The organism is Rhizobium sp. CG4 (genome assembly GCF_023701965.1).
Classification (GTDB): domain Bacteria; phylum Pseudomonadota; class Alphaproteobacteria; order Rhizobiales; family Rhizobiaceae; genus Agrobacterium.
In genome coordinates, this window is the sequence record NZ_JABAEG010000001.1 from 439,958 (window position 1) to 455,162 (window position 15,205).

Annotated in this window: 17 protein-coding genes; 12 read left to right on the forward strand and 5 right to left on the reverse strand. The window is 54.8% G+C overall.

All coding sequences use genetic code 11. The annotated features are described in order from the left end of the window. Positions 1-98 precede the first annotated feature (98 nt). Both HGO37_RS02150 and HGO37_RS02155 read left to right on the forward strand, forming a co-directional pair. Positions 99-995, forward strand: a complete 897-nt coding sequence (locus HGO37_RS02150; protein ID WP_250981941.1) for a DMT family transporter — start codon at positions 99-101, stop codon at positions 993-995. A 447-nt stretch (positions 996-1,442) separates the two neighbouring features. Next, entirely contained in the window at positions 1,443-1,658 is a 216-nt protein-coding gene (locus tag HGO37_RS02155; protein WP_003494703.1) for a cold-shock protein, read from the forward strand. Positions 1,659-1,836: 178 nt separating this feature from the next. On the opposite strand, the gene HGO37_RS02160 is transcribed toward HGO37_RS02155, so the two are convergent. Beyond that, a complete protein-coding gene (locus HGO37_RS02160; protein WP_250981942.1) occupies positions 1,837-2,481 on the reverse strand; it encodes an MBL fold metallo-hydrolase in 645 nt (214 codons plus the stop codon). A gap of 214 nt (positions 2,482-2,695) precedes the next feature. Here HGO37_RS02160 and HGO37_RS02165 point away from each other — a divergent pair, with 214 nt between their 5' ends. From HGO37_RS02165 to HGO37_RS02180, 4 genes are all read left to right on the forward strand, one after another. Further along, on the forward strand, positions 2,696-3,307 hold the full coding sequence (locus HGO37_RS02165) for a DUF1236 domain-containing protein (RefSeq protein ID WP_250982391.1): 612 nt from the start codon (positions 2,696-2,698) through the stop codon (positions 3,305-3,307). 246 nt (positions 3,308-3,553) lie between these two features. Then, on the forward strand, positions 3,554-4,051 hold the full coding sequence (locus HGO37_RS02170) for a MarR family winged helix-turn-helix transcriptional regulator (protein WP_192488431.1): 498 nt from the start codon (positions 3,554-3,556) through the stop codon (positions 4,049-4,051). Between the two features lies 1 nt (position 4,052). Continuing rightward, the gene (locus HGO37_RS02175; protein WP_192488430.1) at positions 4,053-4,766 is read left to right on the forward strand and encodes a response regulator; all 714 of its coding nucleotides are present in this window, start codon (positions 4,053-4,055) and stop codon (positions 4,764-4,766) included. 59 nt (positions 4,767-4,825) lie between these two features. Continuing rightward, positions 4,826-6,205, forward strand: coding sequence for an ATP-binding protein (locus HGO37_RS02180; protein WP_250982392.1), 1,380 nt, complete (start codon positions 4,826-4,828; stop codon positions 6,203-6,205). A gap of 66 nt (positions 6,206-6,271) precedes the next feature. On the opposite strand, the gene HGO37_RS02185 is transcribed toward HGO37_RS02180, so the two are convergent. From HGO37_RS02185 to HGO37_RS02200, 4 genes are all read right to left on the reverse strand, one after another. Then, positions 6,272-6,613 carry a tRNA-binding protein gene (locus HGO37_RS02185; RefSeq protein ID WP_250981943.1) on the reverse strand — a complete coding sequence of 114 codons (342 nt, stop codon included), beginning with the start codon at positions 6,611-6,613 and terminating at the stop codon, positions 6,272-6,274. A gap of 74 nt (positions 6,614-6,687) precedes the next feature. Continuing rightward, positions 6,688-7,506 (reverse strand): pyrroline-5-carboxylate reductase, encoded by an 819-nt coding sequence (gene proC / locus HGO37_RS02190; protein WP_250981944.1) that lies wholly within the window; start codon positions 7,504-7,506, stop codon positions 6,688-6,690. Position 7,507: 1 nt separating this feature from the next. Further along, positions 7,508-8,008, reverse strand: coding sequence for a type III secretion system chaperone family protein (locus HGO37_RS02195; protein ID WP_192488427.1), 501 nt, complete (start codon positions 8,006-8,008; stop codon positions 7,508-7,510). Between the two features lie 462 nt (positions 8,009-8,470). After that, positions 8,471-8,731: an accessory factor UbiK family protein gene (locus HGO37_RS02200; RefSeq protein WP_192488426.1), complete on the reverse strand. Its 261-nt coding sequence runs from the start codon at positions 8,729-8,731 to the stop codon at positions 8,471-8,473. A gap of 237 nt (positions 8,732-8,968) precedes the next feature. Between HGO37_RS02200 and lgt the strand changes: the two genes are divergently transcribed. From lgt to HGO37_RS02230, 6 genes are all read left to right on the forward strand, one after another. Then, positions 8,969-9,817, forward strand: a complete 849-nt coding sequence (lgt, locus tag HGO37_RS02205) for a prolipoprotein diacylglyceryl transferase (RefSeq protein WP_502941366.1) — start codon at positions 8,969-8,971, stop codon at positions 9,815-9,817. Between the two features lie 15 nt (positions 9,818-9,832). After that, positions 9,833-10,933 (forward strand): class I SAM-dependent methyltransferase, encoded by a 1,101-nt coding sequence (locus HGO37_RS02210; protein ID WP_250982394.1) that lies wholly within the window; start codon positions 9,833-9,835, stop codon positions 10,931-10,933. Positions 10,934-11,077: 144 nt separating this feature from the next. Next, positions 11,078-11,872: a peptidoglycan editing factor PgeF gene (gene pgeF, locus HGO37_RS02215; RefSeq protein ID WP_250981945.1), complete on the forward strand. Its 795-nt coding sequence runs from the start codon at positions 11,078-11,080 to the stop codon at positions 11,870-11,872. A gap of 2 nt (positions 11,873-11,874) precedes the next feature. Continuing rightward, a complete protein-coding gene (locus HGO37_RS02220) occupies positions 11,875-13,026 on the forward strand; it encodes a M24 family metallopeptidase (protein WP_250981946.1) in 1,152 nt (383 codons plus the stop codon). Positions 13,027-13,126: 100 nt separating this feature from the next. Continuing rightward, positions 13,127-13,912: a hypothetical protein gene (locus HGO37_RS02225; protein ID WP_250981947.1), complete on the forward strand. Its 786-nt coding sequence runs from the start codon at positions 13,127-13,129 to the stop codon at positions 13,910-13,912. A gap of 208 nt (positions 13,913-14,120) precedes the next feature. Further along, positions 14,121-15,053, forward strand: a complete 933-nt coding sequence (locus tag HGO37_RS02230) for a ribose-phosphate pyrophosphokinase (RefSeq protein ID WP_192488423.1) — start codon at positions 14,121-14,123, stop codon at positions 15,051-15,053. Positions 15,054-15,205: the final 152 nt, after the last annotated feature.

The following is a 15,205-nucleotide window of genomic DNA, read 5'->3' on the forward strand; positions in this document are numbered from 1 at the left end:
ACCTGATAGAGCCAAGCCATCACAATCACAGATCTGCAATATATATGTGCTGAATACCGTTATCAGGTTCCCCGCACTTATGGATCGTTTGGGCAATCATGACGCGCGTTCAGGCCAATCTTATTCTGCTTCTTGCGGCTGCCATCTGGGGTGGCGGTTTTGTTGCACAATCAACTGCCATGCAGAATATCGGACCTTTCTGGTTCGTCGGCCTGCGGTTTGGCATTGCGGCGCTGGCTGTGCTGCCGTTTGCGTTGATGGAAGCTCGCAAGATGAAAAGCCTGCCAACCGGCAAGGAGCTTTCCGGCTTCGGCCTGGTCGGTCTCGCATTGCTCGGTGGCGCCATTACACAGCAGATTGGCCTTGTGACAACAACGGTTACCAATAGTGGCTTTCTGACCGGTCTTTACGTGATCTTCGTTCCGGTGATCGCTGTTGTTGTCTATCGCCGTTTTCCGCACTGGATTGTCTGGCCCGGCGCGCTGATGATGTTGGGCGGGATTTTCCTGTTATCCGGCGGCACCTTCAGCAAGTTGAATGGCGGCGATATCTTCTCGATTATCTGCGCCTTCTTCTGGGCAATCCAGATCACGCTGGCAGGACGGTTCGTCACTACGAGCAATCGACCGCTTGCCCTCTCCTGCGTCCAGTTTGCCGTGTGCTCCATATTATGCTGCTTGATGGCAACCGTTATGGAGCCCTTCTCGCTCAACGCCATTTCCAACGCATGGCGTGAAATCCTCTATGTCGGCCTGGTATCGTCAGGCCTTGCCTTTGTGCTGCAGGTTATCGGACAGCGTTATACGACGGCTCCGCAGGCCGCGATCTTCCTGTCATCAGAAGCACTGTTTGCCGCCATGTTTGCAGCAGCGTTTTTGGGTGAAACCTTGAGCGGCATTGGTTACATTGGATGCGCGCTGATCTTCGTAACCATACTGCTTGTGGAGCTTGTACCGGAGTTCACCCGACAAAGGTCGGCGGTATACACGCAATAAAAGTGTATTTTTAATTTTTTTCGATTTTTCGCCAAAAACTACGCTTTTTGCGCGTAAAATAATAAAAAATCCCGAACGGCGCGATGCTTTTTCCGATGTTAGCGTAAACATAGAAAAAAAGCCTCACACGGTGATTCATAGCCATAAGATGACAGCTATCCGAATAAACAACGGATAAAAACTTTTGCTTGCCAATTTTCTATAAACACAGCACTCTGTTGCGGTTCGGGCAATTTGCGAGCATGGGAAGACCTAAATAATATGCGAACCGGAGGCGCCAAAACTCCGGACGGGGAATAATTAAAGGACGAAAACCTTCAAATATATTTCTCGTGAGTAAGGAGGTCCCTTTTCTCACCATTCAAGAACTGCCTGCCGTACGCCCTTTGGGCAAAACTGAAATGCTGCCTGACGCTGAACACAGGCAGAGCGAAAAGGACCTGATGCATGGCCGAGACTGGCACCGTAAAATTCTTCAACACAGACAAAGGCTTCGGCTTCATCAAGCCAGACAATGGTGGCGCTGATATCTTTGTACACATCTCTGCTGTACAGGCTTCCGGCCTGTCCGGTCTTTCAGAAAACCAGAAAGTGAGCTTCGACACGGAACCTGATCGTCGCGGCAAAGGCCCAAAAGCAGTCAATCTTCAGATTGCTGGCTGAGCCAAAGGACGACTTTCCCGTCCAGTTGAAGCCCGGCAGGAATGCCGGGTTTTTTTATGCGAGCATTTGGCGACCTGCGCTTTAACCTCTACGCAGACATCAGTGTCCTATAACGCCCCTGTTCAGCAGCCGCTTTCCGAAAACCGCAACCGGTTTTCGGAAAGCGTGATGGGGTGTTTCAAAGACCGCGCAGGTAAGGGTTTGTACGGCGCTCTTCACCGATACGGCCACCTGGTCCGTGGCCACAGATAAAGCCGACCTCATCGCCCAGCGGAAACAGCTTGTCACGAATGGATGCCATCAACTGATCATGGTTGCCACCGGGCAAATCGGTGCGTCCGACAGAACCGGCAAACAGCACATCACCCACATGGGCAAAGCCCTGCGCACGGTTGTAATAAATCACATGCCCCGGCGCGTGGCCCGGCGTGTGGTAGACCTCAAATACATGCTCGCCGAACGAAACAGTCTGCCCCTCTTCCAGCCAGCGATCAGGGATGACATTCTGCAGGCCTTCAATGCCGTATTTCTCGGCCTGCGTTTCAATGCGCTCGAGCAGCGGAAGATCGTCCTTGTGGGGACCGACAATATCGAGCGACAGTTTTTCTTTCAGCTCCTTGGCACCACCAGCATGATCGAGATGACCATGTGTCAGCCAGATTTCCTTGAGCTTGATGCCGTTTTCTTCGATGGTCTGAACAATAACGTCAACATCACCACCCGGATCGACAATCACGCCCTCTTTGGTGTCCTCATCAAACAGAATGGTGCAGTTTTGCTGAAACGGCGTCACCGGAATAATCCCGGCCTGAAGTTTTCCCATGATCATCTCCAAAGGTTCTGGGTCAGGTGGTGCCTTTGTATACGGAGGGTCGCTCCAGCACACAATCCAGTAGCTGCAACAACCACCATCAAGCTCTTTTGAGTAGACAAAAAGAATGCCGCTAAAACAGAAACTTACTGAAAAAATGCGCGAGTTTCAGGAACAGGCCCAGCGGAAAGGCGTTCTATTCCCAGTCATAAACGGAGTGATAATGATGACGCATAAGCTCAAACTACTCATCGCCGGCAGCTTTTTGGCGCTGATGGCAGGTGGAGCCAGTGCCGCAATGGTTGCCACCACCGCCGATGATATTTCGGTGCGTTCCGGCCCCGGCGAAGAATATGAAGAAGTTGGCCTTGCCACCCGTGGCAGCAGCGGCGTTCTTGACGGATGCCTCGAAGGCAGTAGCTGGTGCCGCATGGACATTAACGGCATGCGCGGCTGGGTATACGCTGAACAGCTCAACGTAATGTACGAAGGTTCACCAGTCGTTCTGGAGCAGCATATGTCCGAACTGGATGTTCCAGTTGTCGCTTTTGAGAAAACTAGCAGCATTAACGTGCCACAGCCAGGTCCAGGTGACGAGAAGCTGGGTCGCGTCGAGGATATCGATGCGATAACACCACCAGAAAACATCATCACCTACATCGACCAGAACCCTGCGCAGGAAGTTGAGGTCCAAGGTGACGTTGTCATCGGCAGCGCGGTTCCGGCCGAAGCACCGCTGATCGCCATCCCGGATTACCAGTACCGTTATGTGCGCGTAAACAATGTACCCGTACTGGTAGAGCCTGAAAGCCGCCGCATCGTTTATATTTATCAATAAACGCCACGGCATTTCTGGCTGGAAATGGAGCGCGAGAGATCGCGCTCTTTTTTCCATTTAACCATAGGACCTAGAAGGCTGGCATCTCACAGAAACCGTCACTGAAAGTTGTCTTTACAGATTGATGTGGTTGCTACCGCATATTATGCACGGCAACACAAAATGATTGATTGCATCCTCCCGCAAACATCGAATTTCAGTTAGTATCTGCCGGGATTCGAAAGACCGGACATGTAAGGAAATACGGTGCCACCGCAGTCGCTGAAAAAAGCCGCCAAGGAACTTCATAAACTTCCAAGTGTGGATGAAGGCAAAATCGATTTTGAAACAATCGAGGCTTTGTTTTTTGCCTACAGGGACTTCGTGTCTGACCCTGACGCTATTCTGGAAAAGCTGGATTACGGACGCGCCCATCACCGTGTCGTATATTTCGTCAGCCGCCATCCGGGCATGACCGTGGCAGACCTTCTCGACACCTTGCAAATCACCAAACAGAGCCTGGCGCGTGTTCTCAAGCAATTGATCGATGATGGTTACATTCGTCAGATGACGGGTCCGGAAGACCGTCGCCAGCGCAGGCTTTATCCGACACTGACCGGGCGCGAACTTGCCCTGGCACTCAGCGAACCACAATCCCGTCGCATTGACCATGCGCTTGATGGTATGAAACCGGAAGCACGCACCTTCATACGTGAGTTTCTAAAACGCATGCGGACACCAGCGCCGACAGCAGCGGAGGAATGACATGCCGAAGGCTGAGCAGAAGCAGCAACCAGCAGCCGACGATGCAGCACATTTGCTGATTGTCGATGATGACGCCCGCATTCGTGAACTGCTCCAGCGTTTCCTTGGCGAAAAGGGATACCGCGTCACCGTTGCGGCGGATGCGGCCGAAGCCCGTCGCAAGATGGAAGGCATTCGTTTCGACCTGTTGATCCTCGACGTGATGATGCCGGGTGAAAACGGCCTGTCCCTCACCCGCTCGCTCAACGAAAACAAATCCGTGCCGGTAATCCTTCTTACCGCACGGTCTGAGGCGGACGCTCGTATTGCCGGACTTGAGGCCGGCGCGGACGATTACCTTGCAAAGCCATTTGACCCGCGCGAACTGGTGCTGCGTATCAACAACATCCTGCGCCGCAATGCATCGCCAGACACACCCAAAATCGAACAGGTGATGTTTGGTCCTTACAGCTTCTCCATTCCGCGAAAGGAACTGCGCAAGGGACCTGAGACGATAAGGCTTACCGATCGTGAGCAGGACATCATGCTGCTGTTTGCCCTGCGGTCTGGAGAAACCATTCCACGCCACGAGTTGGTAGACACCGATGCCGATGTTGGGGAACGCACGATCGACGTGCAGATCAACCGTCTGCGCCGCAAGATCGAGGATGACCCGGCAAATCCTGTCTATTTGCAGACGGTACGCGGCATTGGTTACCGTTTGAGCATCGATTGATATAACCAGCCAGCCCAAAACGCAGGCACTATCTGAACGCCGGAAAGGTTATGACGACCATGGCGAGCCTTGATTTCATGAACAAGATTCAGAACAGCAACATCTGGTCGTGGTGGCGTTTTGCAGCCCGCTGGCTGCGGCACTGGCTACCGACAGGGCTTTACACCCGTTCTCTGCTGATCATCATCTTGCCAATGATCTTGCTGCAGGCTGTTGTCGTCACCCTTGTGATGGAACGTCACTGGCAAATGGTAACCGAGCGCCTGTCTGCCGGGGTCACGCGCGACATCGCCGCCATTATCGAAATTCTGGAGACGGAAGAAGACGAGGCCGATGAGGCACGCATCGTGCGGATTGCCCGTGAGAAGCTGGATCTCAGCATCTACATCGAACCGAAACAGGAACTACCCGCCCCGCTTCCCCGGCAATACTTCTCCATTCTCGACAATATTCTGGAAGACCAGATCACATTGCAGATCGGCAAGCCGTTCTGGATCGACACCTATGGCAACGGCTCACTGGTCGAAATCCGTATCCAGCTTGAAGACCACACCTTGCGTGTCTTCACCCGCCGCAACCAGGCCTACGCCTCCAACACCCATATCTTCATTGTCTGGATGGTTGGCGCCTCCCTGGTTCTGGTCGGCATTTCCGTCCTGTTCCTGCGTGGTCAAATTCGGCCGATCCTGTCGCTGGCGCAGGCTGCAGAAAGCTTCGGCAAGGGGCAGAAGATCATGCAGTACACACCACGCGGTGCCGATGAGGTACGCCGCGCCGGTCTGGCCTTCATTCTGATGCGGGAACGTATTGAAAGACAGCTTGAGCAACGAACGGCGATGCTGAATGGCGTCAGTCATGACCTTCGCACCATTCTGACGCGCTTTAAGCTGCAATTGGCGCTGGCAGGCGAAAGTGCCGGGCTCGAAGAACTGGACCGTGATGTCGATGACATGCAGTCGATGCTGGAAGCCTACCTCACCTTCGCCCGGGATGGCGCAGAAGAAGATATAGGCAAACTGGCCATCTCACAGGTTCTGGAAAAACTGCGTATTGATTTCGATTTGCACGACAAGGTCATGACCTACAATATCTACGGAAGTGATGTGATCGCAGCCCGGCCCAACGCCTTTGCAAGGCTTATCGGCAACATTGCCGGCAATGCCCAGCGTTATGCCAATACGCTACATGTCGATGTGCGCCACGCACCCAAATCCGTTATTCTGACATTTGATGATGATGGTCCCGGTATTCCGGAAGAACTGCGCGAAGACGTGTTCAAGCCCTTCTTCCGGCTGGATGAGGCCCGCAACCTCAATTCATCAGGAACCGGCCTTGGTCTGTCAATCGTCAAGGATATTGCCATCAGCCATGGTGGTGAGGTGACGCTGGATAACAGCCCGCTCGGCGGACTTCGTGTTGTCGTCAGAATCCCAGCTTAACACACACAGCAGTATGCGATCTTGGGCACGGGACGGATAAGAGCTTTGTCAGGTCAGACGTGCGTCTCAGCACATCTTCTGGCCATTCGACACAGGCTGCTCAACCGCCGCCAGAACGATGTCCCCATTGGCATCGGCAAAGCCGAGCGTCAGAACTTCGGAACGCACAGGACCGATCTGACGCGGTGGGAAATTCACAACCGCCAACACCTGTCGGCCGACAAGGTTCTCAAGAGTATAATGCACGGTGATCTGTGCCGATGATTTCTTGACGCCGATCTCGGCACCAAAATCTATCTTGAGTTTGAAAGCTGGTTTGCGTGCTTCAGGGAAAGGCTCTGCCTCAATGATCGTTCCAACGCGGATATCGACCTTTTCAAAGTCAGCGTAGTTTATCTCTTGAGACATGAAATCCTACCCACAATTCTGCGCAGTGAAATGAAGCAACCCCAACCCGAAAATGACAGGGCAAGGGCCCCGCTTCAGTTGGCCAGTTCTTCTGCCCGTTTACGGGCCGCAGCGATAGCTTCGTCAAAAAGCGGCTGCATGCCCTCCGGCGCCATCAGCACCGACAAGGCGGCGGCGGTCGTACCGCCGGGCGATGTCACATTCTGTCTTAGGCGAGACGCGTCTTCGGGGGACTGATGAAGCAGTTCACCAGCCCCCGCGACAGTCTCTCGCGCAAGTCGCATAGCGAGGTCCGCAGGCAGGCCAAGTTTTCGACCAGCCTCCGCCATGCATTCCACGAGATAAAAGACATAGGCCGGACCACTGCCGGAGACGGCGGTGACGGCATCGATATCGCCCTCGCCAGCAACCCATTCAACAGGGCCACTGACTTTGAGAAGATTGTGAACCTGAGTGCGCTGCTCTTCGCTGACGGCGGCGTTGGCATAAGCGCCTGTGACGCCGCGACCAACCATGGCTGGTGTATTGGGCATGGCACGCACCATGGCGGCGGCACCCAGTTGCGTCTCAAGATAGCTCAGAGTTTTACCGGCCGCGATCGACACGATAACCGTGTCGCTGCCAACCAGCTTCTTGATCGATGGCAGAACCGTATCCATCAGCTGCGGCTTGACAGCAAGAAACACGATACCAGCCGTCATGCCATCCGGTGGGGTAACCGAGTGGGTCGCACCCGCCTCGGCAATCATCCGTTTCATGGCGTCGGATGGGTTGGGATCGAGAACAACGACGGACGCGCCAGCGACACCCTTCTTGAGCCAGCCGGACAGCATAGCGCCACCCATGTTGCCAGCTCCAACAAGAACGAGAGGCCTGCCTGCCGTCGTGACCATATCAGGCTTCTCCAACCGTCTCGAACAGCGCAACATCCATGGCCTGTTTTGCGTCCATGCCGGACCACACAACAAACTGGAATGCCTGGAAGTAGGCTTCGCAAGCGTCGAGTGCGCTGGAAAGCAGCACTTCAACCTGCTGGTTGGTTGGCTCTGCACCGCCGGCAAGCAACAGTGACTGACGGAAGATCACGACATCTTCCTGACGCCACAGATCAAAGTGCCCCATCAACGTTTGTCCGTTGACGAGCGACAGCAAACGAATGACTTCGTTGATCCGTCTCTCTGGCACCTTGATGTCGAAAGCGCAGGCAAGATGCAGCGCTTCAAACTGTTCCATCCACGAGAACGAGACGTGATAATCAGTCCAGCGTCCTTCCACCGTCATGGCAATCTCGTCTTCACCGGATCGCTCGAACGACCAGTCGTTCAAGGAGGCGACGAACTCGATCATATCAACCGGGTTCGTCTGACGTTCAGCTTCAATTTCCACTAGGCTCATACGGCACCTTCTCAACCGGAATGGATTGCGCAGTTTCGTACACAAGGAACAAAACTCACACATACACCCGACACAACATTTGGGACGATTGCCCGAGCCGCCAGAATAACGCAGTCACCCTGTCTGGAGCTTACCAGGTTCGTTTCGAATCATCATTTAAAATCAGTGTATAACGACCGAGTCCGGCTGCCACCCCCTCCTTTGCTAATTTGCGGAATAGGCAGTGGATAGAAGTTGTGACGCGATATCAGTTCAGAGTCATAACCGACTCTGGCGATTGAACTTTTCGCCAATGTCCACAGACCGGAAAATTTTCAGATTTTTTTATCTATTGACGCCAAATAACAGATTCGAATGCCCAAACCGGCCTGTGGACATCTCCGCACGAGGCCCAGGAATCAAAAATGCCGGACCAAACCGGCCCGGCATTCAACAGAATCAACGGGTAATGACCCGACAGGATTATTTGGACAGCTCTGCGATTTTCGCCTCAAGCGCCTCGATGCGCGCCTGCAAAGCGTCATTTTCGTCGCGCGCCTTGATCGCCATCTCGCGCACGACCTCAAACTCTTCGCGCTTGACCAGATCAAGACCACTCAACCAGCGGTCTGCCTGTGCGTGAAACGCGGTCTCGACTTCCTTGCGCACGCTCTGTGCGGCACCTGCCGCATCCGTCACCAGCTTGGCGAATTCATCCACAATACGATTCGGTCCTGTACTCATGACGAAACATCCTTCCTTCCGGGCCGTAACGGCCAGCAAAAACCATGAATTTCAGGTAGGCACTCCCATGCCTCTATGCAAGTAAAATCGAAAGCAGCGGCACGGTTGCATATCAGGGAAAAATTGTGCCCAAAAATCGCCTTGACCCGTTCCTATTCAATCGCCATCTTCCGGCTCCCGGCGGATAAATGCACTTCTATGCAGGAAATCTGCCGCACAATAACAAATTGATGGGACATGAGTTTGTATCCAGCCGCGACATCACTTTCGATCATGCCTTTTCCGCAAATCGATCCGATTGCCATCTCCCTCGGGCCTTTGGCCATTCATTGGTATGGACTGGCTTATGTCGTCGGCATCATGCTTGGCTGGCTTTATGCGCGTCACCTCACCCGGAAAAACACCTTGTGGCCCGGCGAAACCTCGCCCATCACCGTCGCCCACCTTGATGACTTCATCGTCTGGGCAACGGCGGGCATCGTGCTTGGCGGACGCCTCGGATACATATTGGTCTATGATTTTCCGTCAGTTGCAGCCAATCCCTTACGCGCTTTCGAGATATGGAATGGCGGCATGTCCTTCCATGGCGGCCTGACCGGCACAACCATTGCCATGTTCCTGTTTGCACGGCGCAACAAAATCCCGGTCTGGAGCATGTTTGACATTATTGCAGCTGCGGCACCGATCGGACTGTTCTTCGGACGCATCGCTAACTTTATCAATGGCGAATTGTGGGGCCGGTTGAGCGACGCTCCCTGGGCCGTCGTTTTCCCAACCGGCGGACCCTTTGCACGCCATCCAAGCCAGCTTTATGAAGCGGCGCTGGAGGGGCTGGTGCTGTTTATCGTGCTGGTGGTTGCCATCCACGTTTTCAAAGCCCTTAAACGACCTGGCATTGTCACAGGCATCTTTGTCACCGGTTACGGCCTATCGCGTATCCTCGTGGAGTTCTTCCGCGAGCCAGATGCACAACTCGGTTATCTCGCAGGGAACTGGTTGACCATGGGCATGGTTCTTTCCACACCCATGGTGGCACTCGGCATCTGGGCCATCTTGCGCGCACGTCTGGCACCGGCCAACGTGTGAAGCGGAAAGGCATAACTGATGACGCAACTCGCAGAGCGCCTGAAGTCCATGATCCGCATAAGCGGCCCGTTGAGTGTAACGGATTATTTTTCGCTGTGCCTGGCCGACCCGCAGTACGGCTATTACAAGACCCGTGAGCCGTTTGGTCCGACCGGCGACTTCGTCACCGCCCCGGAGATCAGCCAGCTTTTTGGAGAAATGCTCGGCGTCTTTATGGTGCATGCCTGGCAGCGGCATGGAACACCTGCCAATACGCGGCTGATTGAAATCGGTCCCGGACGCGGCACCATGATGGCAGATATGTTGCGCGTGATCTCCCGCATCGCCCCGCCGCTTTACGAAACCTGCACCGTGCACCTGGTGGAAACCAGCCCAAGGCTGACCGAAATCCAGCAACAGACGTTGCAGGCCCATGGTGGCAAGGTCAGCTGGCACAGCAGTTTTGATGAAGTACCGGCGGGCTTCACGTTGATTGCAGCTAATGAATTGTTCGACGCCATTCCGATCCGACAGTTCATTAAGACAGGCCACGGCTTCCGCGAAAGACTTGTCGGGCTGGATGCTGACGACAATCTGGCATTCACCACAGGTGCAGCGGGCATTGATCCGGACCTGCTACCGCCTGCACCGGAGAAAGAGCCTGTCGGCACGATTTTCGAATACTCGCCTGCGCGCGAAAGCGTGATGATTACCATCTGCGAGCGGTTAAAAAGCGAAAACGGCACTGCACTGATCATCGACTACGGCCACCTTGTGACCGGTTTTGGCGACACATTGCAGGCGCTGCGCATGCATGAGTTCGATCCGCCGCTTGATCACCCTGGCGAAGCCGACCTGACAAGCCATGTCGATTTCCAGCATCTTGCACAAACGGCGCGCGATCTCGGCGTACATATCAATGGCTGCCTGCACCAGGGTGACTTTCTGTACGGGCTTGGATTAGCGGAACGCGCCTCGGCCCTCGCCCGCAATGCAACACCCGAACAGGCCAAGGCAATCACGGAATCCGTATCGCGTCTGGCCGGTGAAGGTGCAGGACGAATGGGGGAACTGTTCAAGGTGCTTGCCATTTCAAGTCCGAACCTTCATCTGCTTCCATTCCGCGCGGTGGATTGACAGGGAACGCTCACGCTGTTCAACATCGTCAAAACGAAGCAGTAAAACTGCACGGGCACCCGCCAGGGTGAATTCAGGGAGTTTTGTCATCACGGGGTCATCCCGTCCCGTTTCAATCGCATTCAATCAAGGAAACCCGATATCATGCAGGATGAGCACATGCCTCTGCCGATAGAAAGCACCCTGCTCTCATCAGGTTCAAATGGCGCCATACGCCATGGTTTTTTCACCCGGCAAGGCGGGGTTTCACACGGTATCTATCGCGGATTGAATGTCGGACTCGGCTCGCAGGACGATCAGGAAGCCGTGATTGAAAACCGTACTCGTGTCGCAAACTGGTTTGGCCTGCCACTGGAACGGCTTGCAACCGTCCATCAGGTTCACTCCCCAGATGTGACAACCGTCGACAGCCATTTCGATGGCGAACGTCCGCAATGCGACGCGCTGGTAACCAGAACACCTGGTATCGTGCTTGGTGTATTGAGCGCCGATTGTGGCCCTATCCTGTTTTCCGATCCCGAAGCTGGCGTTATCGGCGCGGCTCACGCTGGCTGGAAAGGTGCACTTGGCGGCGTGCTGGAAAACACCATCGAAGCCATGGTCGACCTTGGTGCACGGCGTGAACACATCATCGCCTGCCTTGGCCCGTCGATCAGCCAGAAAAACTATGAGGTCGGGCCAGAATTCATTGATCGTTTCCTGAGCTACGATCCCGCCTACCAGACCTATTTCAACGCCTCCGACAAACCCGGCCACGCGATGTTCGACCTGCAGCGACTGACGGTAGACCGGTTGTTGAACGCTGGCGTAAAGGCGCACTCCCTCGGCATCTGCACCTACCCCGATACGGAGCTGTTCTTCTCCTATCGCCGCACAACACATGCCGCCGAGCCGGATTACGGTCGGCAGATTTCCGCAATTGCAATCACGGAGAGCTAATCATGGCACTGCACTTCACGACAGGAGAATTCGAAAGCCGCCGCACCCGCCTGATCGAGCGGATGAAAGCGGAAAATCTCGATGCGCTTTTGTTGTTTGCGCAGGAAAGCATGTATTGGCTGACCGGCTATGACACATTCGGCTACTGCTTTTTCCAGACACTGATTGTGAAGTCCGATGGAACCATGACGCTGTTGACGCGCTCTGCGGATCTGCGGCAGGCCCGTCAAACCTCCAATATTGAGAACATTACCATATGGGTGGACAGGCTGAACGCCGATCCGACGCTGGACCTGAAAAACCTGCTGAGCGAAATGGATCTGCTCGGCGCCAAGGTTGGCATTGAATATGACACCCATGGCATGACCGGCCGCGTCGCAAAGCTGCTTGATAACCAGCTGGCCACCTTCTGCCAGATCAGCGACGCGTCCTATCTGGTCAGCGCACTGCGTCTTGTCAAAAGCGCCGAGGAAATTGTGTACGCCAAACGCGCTGGCGAACTGGCGGATGATGCGCTGGATGCTGCCCTTCCGCTGATCCGCGCCGGTGGTAGCGAGGCCGATATTCTGGCTGCCATGCAGGGTGCCGTCTTTGCCGGCGGCGGCGATTACCCCGCCAACGAGTTCATTATCGGGTCCGGACAGGACGCCCTTCTTTGCCGTTACAAGGCCGGCCGCCGTACTCTGGAGGAAAAAGACCAGCTGACACTGGAATGGGCCGGAGTAAGCGCACATTACCACGCAGCGATGATGCGCACCGTCGTCATCGGCACACCAGACTTCCGACAGAAGGAGCTCTACAACGCCTCCCACGAGAATATCATTGCCATCGAAGAGGTCCTGAGGCCGGGCAAGACATTTGGCGATGTGTTCGATACTCATGCCCGGATCATGGATGAGCGTGGACTGACACGGCACCGCCTCAACGCTTGCGGTTATTCGCTCGGCGCACGTTTTTCGCCCTCGTGGATGGAACACCAGATGTTCCATGCCGGCAACACCCAGGAAATCCTGCCTGACATGACCCTGTTCGTGCATATGATCATCATGGATTCCGATAGCGGCATCGCCATGACCCTCGGCCAGACCTATCTGACGACAACGGATGCCCCCGTCTCGCTGTCGCGCCATGCGCTGGATCTGATTGCAGTATGAGAGAACCGTTGATTTGACATAACCGGCTTGACGCCCATACATTGCCGCCGGGCAGATGTGCTTCGTTACGATATCCTCACCGATATCCGGCAAGGCAAAGATGACGGAGACTGACGATGAGGAAAAACCGCGTATGAGGCGGCTGACGACCATGTTGGCCATTCCCGGCCTTACATTCGCTCTTGCAGCCTGCAACACGTCCGATGCACTCACGCCACAAGTTGGTATTGGCGAAGGCCTGCAGCCATCGTCCACTCCCTTGACGCAAAACGATCTTGATCGCGCCTCTGCTGCCGCAGACACCCAGACGGCTTACCAGCCGCCGCAACGGCAGACCTACCGTCCACAAAACACGCTGGATGCGCAGGCGCAAGCCCTGTCTAACGGTGCCGGGCAATATCAGGACTATCAGCAGCCGGTAGCGTCACAGCCGCCTGTTCAGCAACAACAGCAGTTGCAACCACCACCACCACAACAGGAGCAACAGCAGCAGAGCGCGTCGCTGGCACCCGCGTCATCGTCCGGCAGCATTCGATTTTTGCCCATCATCGGCGCGCCAGTTCAGGCCGTCACACCGCTGTCACGGCAACTCGGTGCAGAAGCCCGCGCCAAAGGCTTGACGATCCGCAGTTCCAACGACACGGCAAGCGACCATATTCTCAAAGGTTACTTCTCCGCCTTCCCGGATGGCGGCAAAGTGACGATCGTCTTTGTGTGGGATGTGCTGGATAACAATGGCGCGCGTCTGCACCGTCTGCAGGGACAGGAAAGTGTGTCTGGCAGAGGCAGTGATCCTTGGGCGGCGGTAACACCAGCCGCGATGGAATCCATCGCCAATAGAACGCTTAACGAGTACATGGCATGGCGCAATGCGAACGCTGGGTGAGTTTTGTCAAAAAGAATTCATGAAAAACGTGAGCAAATCCGCTTCACCCCTTGCATTCACGACCAACGGCGCTATTAAGGCGCGCATGGCAATAAGGCATGTCCGGCGGCGTTTTAGAGCCGGGTGTCCCTTCCCTTGAATAACGCACCGGTCACGAGGTATATCCTTATGATCTCTCACGCGATGGCATGGTAACAGGCGGGCCGCAATGAAGGTTTTCGCAGGCAATTCGAACCGGCATCTCGCCGAAGCGATCTGCAAGTATCTTAATGTTCCTCTCGGAAATGCCACTGTAAGGCGGTTTGCTGACCAGGAAATTTTCGTCGAAATCAGCGAGAATGTTCGCGGTGAAGACGTGTTCATCGTTCAGTCGACATCGTTCCCGGCGAACGATCACCTGATGGAACTGCTGATCATGATCGACGCGATGCGCCGGTCCTCCGCAAAGCGCATCACTGCCGTTCTCCCCTACTTCGGCTATGCGCGTCAGGATCGTAAAGCGGGGCCCCGCACACCGATCTCGGCAAAGCTGGTGGCAAACCTCATCACCGAGGCTGGCGCCGACCGCGTTTTGACGCTGGACCTGCACGCTGGTCAGATTCAGGGCTTCTTCGATATACCGACGGACAATCTGTTTGCTGTTCCAATCCTCGCTCGCGATGTGAAAGAACACTATGACCTGAAAAACGTCATGGTCGTATCTCCAGACGTTGGCGGCGTTGTTCGTGCCCGCTCTCTGGCCAAACGTCTCGACTGTCTGCTGGCAATCGTTGACAAGCGCCGTGACCGTCCAGGTGAATCCGAAGTCATGAACGTTATTGGTGACGTCAATGGCAAGGATTGCATCCTCATCGACGACATCGTTGATTCCGGCGGCACGCTGTGCAACGCCGCTGAAGCTCTTCTCAAGAACGGTGCAACAAGCGTTACAGCTTACATCACGCACGGCGTTCTATCAGGCGGCGCAGTGGCGCGTATCGCATCTTCCAAACTGCGTGAGCTCGTCATAACTGATAGCATTCAGCCAACCACGTCCGTGCAGTCCGCTCACAACATTCGTGTTGTGTCGACGGCCAACCTGTTGGGTGAAGCTATCAACAGAACCGCACAGGAACAGTCCGTATCCGGTCTGTTTGACTGATATTCGCAAAAGCGGTTGGTCTATCCGACCTCAGGAAGGTGCGCGTAATACGCGCACCTTCCCGTAAAAAGCGAATAATTATCATACAATATAGCGATATTTAACGCCCTCGAAAGCAATTGCTGCGAAGACTTTCCCCAATCGTGTTCTCA

Bases quoted from the DNA above. Each gene is read 5' to 3' on its own strand.
- HGO37_RS02225 (WP_250981947.1), top strand. From the start codon at position 13,127: ATGACGGAGACTGACGATGAGGAAAAACCGCGTATGAGGCGGCTGACG.
- HGO37_RS02195 (WP_192488427.1), bottom strand. From the start codon at position 8,008: ATGAGCCTAGTGGAAATTGAAGCTGAACGTCAGACGAACCCGGTTGAT.
- HGO37_RS02220 (WP_250981946.1), top strand. From the start codon at position 11,875: ATGGCACTGCACTTCACGACAGGAGAATTCGAAAGCCGCCGCACCCGC.
- HGO37_RS02160 (WP_250981942.1), bottom strand. From the start codon at position 2,481: ATGGGAAAACTTCAGGCCGGGATTATTCCGGTGACGCCGTTTCAGCAA.
- HGO37_RS02185 (WP_250981943.1), bottom strand. From the start codon at position 6,613: ATGTCTCAAGAGATAAACTACGCTGACTTTGAAAAGGTCGATATCCGC.
- HGO37_RS02230 (WP_192488423.1), top strand. From the start codon at position 14,121: ATGAAGGTTTTCGCAGGCAATTCGAACCGGCATCTCGCCGAAGCGATC.
- HGO37_RS02150 (WP_250981941.1), top strand. From the start codon at position 99: ATGACGCGCGTTCAGGCCAATCTTATTCTGCTTCTTGCGGCTGCCATC.
- proC (WP_250981944.1), bottom strand. From the start codon at position 7,506: ATGGTCACGACGGCAGGCAGGCCTCTCGTTCTTGTTGGAGCTGGCAAC.
- HGO37_RS02165 (WP_250982391.1), top strand. From the start codon at position 2,696: ATGACGCATAAGCTCAAACTACTCATCGCCGGCAGCTTTTTGGCGCTG.
- HGO37_RS02155 (WP_003494703.1), top strand. From the start codon at position 1,443: ATGGCCGAGACTGGCACCGTAAAATTCTTCAACACAGACAAAGGCTTC.
- HGO37_RS02180 (WP_250982392.1), top strand. From the start codon at position 4,826: ATGGCGAGCCTTGATTTCATGAACAAGATTCAGAACAGCAACATCTGG.
- lgt (WP_502941366.1), top strand. From the start codon at position 8,969: ATGAGTTTGTATCCAGCCGCGACATCACTTTCGATCATGCCTTTTCCG.
- HGO37_RS02200 (WP_192488426.1), bottom strand. From the start codon at position 8,731: ATGAGTACAGGACCGAATCGTATTGTGGATGAATTCGCCAAGCTGGTG.
- HGO37_RS02175 (WP_192488430.1), top strand. From the start codon at position 4,053: ATGCCGAAGGCTGAGCAGAAGCAGCAACCAGCAGCCGACGATGCAGCA.
- pgeF (WP_250981945.1), top strand. From the start codon at position 11,078: ATGCAGGATGAGCACATGCCTCTGCCGATAGAAAGCACCCTGCTCTCA.